The sequence below is a fragment of the Paenibacillus sp. EKM206P genome, assembly GCF_011066155.1.
Taxonomy (GTDB): domain Bacteria; phylum Bacillota; class Bacilli; order Paenibacillales; family Paenibacillaceae; genus Paenibacillus; species Paenibacillus polymyxa_D.
The window spans coordinates 1-2885 of record NZ_JAAMNQ010000039.1 but is presented as its reverse complement, the minus strand read 5'-3'; the positions used below and the strand labels follow the sequence as shown (position 1 = coordinate 2885).

Below are 2885 nucleotides of genomic sequence, written 5' to 3'. Positions count from 1 at the left end.
ACGTCTTCCACTTTCAAGATTTGTGCCTCGACCTCACCCAGCTCGATCCGGTAGCCCCGGATTTTCACCTGATGGTCGATCCGGCCCAAATATTCGATGTTGCCATCTGGCATCCATCTCGCCAAGTCACCCGTACGGTACATTCGTCCGTAGCTGGCTTCACCAGCCGCAAACGGGTTCGATACAAATTTCTCAGCCGTCAGCTCTGGGCGATCCAGATAACCACGCGCCAGACCCGGTCCGGACACGCACAACTCACCCGCGACGCCTACCGGAGCCAAATGTCCATGCACATCCACCATGTATACTCGATGATTCGGCACAGGGCGTCCGATGGAAATCAGTTGTCCCGCTCTCTCATCCTCGGATACCGGCCAGATCGACGTCGCCACCGAGTTTTCGGTTGGACCGTAGCCGTTGTAGTACGCCACCTGATCCTTCCACTTGTATACCAGCTCTGTTGAGGATGCTGAACCCGCAGTGAACAGAACACGCAAGTTTGGCATCCGCTGTGGCTCCAGATACACCGCATAGGTCGGCGGCAAAGCAGCCACCGTAATCCGGTGATTCGCCATATATTGCTCAAACCGCTCGTAGTTCAAAATCGTCTCTGTCGTTGGCACATATAACGTGGCGCCGCAGAACAGCGCCTGGAAGATTTCCCAGCAAGCCGCATCAAACGAATAGCTAGCGAACAGCAACGCATGATCCGACGTGCTCATCCGAAGCGTCTGATCAAAATATGTTTTCAGATTGCACAGCCCGTGATGCTCCAGCATTACACCCTTCGGCTGCCCCGTCGTCCCCGATGTATAAATCACATACGCCAAATCATTTGGACCAGACCATGGCTCCAGATTAGAATCATCCTCGTGGTACACCGTTTGCTCCCCGTCCAACACCAACACATGACCGTCGATAGCGGCTTTGTCCACCAGATGGCTTTGCGTCAACAGCAGCTTCGCCCCCGAGTCGTCCAGCATGTAGCGGATACGCTCCTCCGGATAGGTTGGATCGATGGGGACATATGCACCCCCGGCTTTTAAAATCCCGAAGATACCTACGATCATGTCCACCGACCGCTCAGTCATCAGACCCACCAAACGATCCTTCGTCACGCCTTGACTGCGCAAGGTACGAGCCAGGCGATTGGCGCGTTCATTCAGCTCGCGATAAGTCAGCGTTTCTCCTTCAAAGAACAAGGCTGTCTGCTCCGGCGTCTGCGCGGTTTGCGCCTCGAACAAGGCATGGATCGTTTGCTCGCTTGGATAGGCTGCCGCTGTATTCCCCCAAGCCTCGACGATTTGCTCACGCTCCTGCATGGTAACCATATCCAGCTCATGTACACGGATGTCCGGATTCGCTGTCACCTGCTCCAGCAGCTGTACCAGATGACCTCGGATTTGCTCTACACTTTCCCGTTCAAAGGCCAGGGCATTATAACCAAAGCTCATGTGAATAGTGTTGCCCGGCAGCACCACCAAGTTAAAGTCATAGTTGGTCTGCTCGACAGACTCGGCTCCGGTGATCGTGAAGCTGGACTCTTCACCGCTGCCTAATTGCTCAATTTGCTCCTCTACCGGATAGTTCTCAAAAATAAGAATATGATTGATCAAATCCTGCTTAAGCTCCGACAGCCCCTGAATTTCATATAACGGATACGTATCATAGACATGGGAATCGATCGATTGCTCCTGGGTTTGCTTCATCACGTCTGAGAATAAACTGTCCACTTGACTGCGGATGCGTACAGGAATGGTATTGATAAACAGACCAATGATGTGCTCCACATTCGGAATGTCTGCCGGACGTCCAGATACCACGCTGCCAAACACCACATCATCTGTGCCATTATATTTTTGCAGCAAAAGGCCCCAAACCGTCTGCATCAACGTATTGATCGTCACCTGATAACGCTTGGCTATGCGCTGAATGCCTGCCGTTAGATCCTCGCCTAAGTCAAAGTCCAGACGATCCGCCTGATACCCCGTCTTACCCTGGATTTTTGCCTGTGGCAAGCGGGACTGTTCCTCATATCCTTCCAGAACCTTGCTCCAGTAACCTGATGCGGCCTGACGATCCTGCTGTTCCAGCCATTCGATATATTGACTGTACGGCGTGACAGGGGCCAGTTCCGGCTGCTTATGAGCCAGGATCGCAAAATAACTCGCAAACACTTCGTTTGTCACCAGCGACAAGCACCAGCCATCCATCACGATATGGTGGAAGCTCCACACAAAACGGTACGCTTCCTCACCTGTGCGCAACACAGCCACACGCATCAAAGCATCTTGCGCCAGATCAAAGCCTCTTTGCTTGTCTTGGCGCGTAAATTCGAGGATGTACTCGTATTGCTTCACTTCCTCCATATCCCGCAAATCTTCCACATAGAGTTCACTGCGCTTATTGCGGTACACAACCTGAAGCGGTTCATCCTGCCAGCCGCTGTAGAAATTCGTGCGCAGTACCGTATGCCGCTGCATTAATACATCCAAACTGGCCGCAAACGCATCGATATTAAAGTGCCCTTGCAAATCAAAGGATGCCTGTTCAAAATAAGCTCCTGATTGCGAATCCATCAGATTGTAAAAGAGCATCCCCTTTTGCATCGGCGTCAGTGCGTATACATTTTCCAGCTCACCGGTATGTGCCGCCTGTTCCGCAATTTGTTCCAGTTCTCTAGTCGTCAGACCTTTGAAGGACACATCACTCGGGGTCAGTTCCGGCTGTTCCTGAGCGACGCAATGCGCAATCACCTCTTGCAAAGCGGATTGCAGCAGTCCTGCCACACGTTCCAGCGTTTCTTGGCGATACTGCTTACGGCTGTAAGCAATCGTCAAGCGCAGCGTGCCTTCCGAGATCATCGCGTTTAAATCCAGCGTATA

The 2885-nt window shown here is 52.4% G+C and carries 1 protein-coding gene; it reads right to left on the bottom strand.

Annotated features, from left to right (window positions below; translation table 11 throughout):
* Positions 1-2885, bottom strand: a 2885-nt coding sequence (locus G9G53_RS25530) for an amino acid adenylation domain-containing protein (RefSeq protein WP_165150867.1), incomplete at both ends; no start/stop codon positions are given.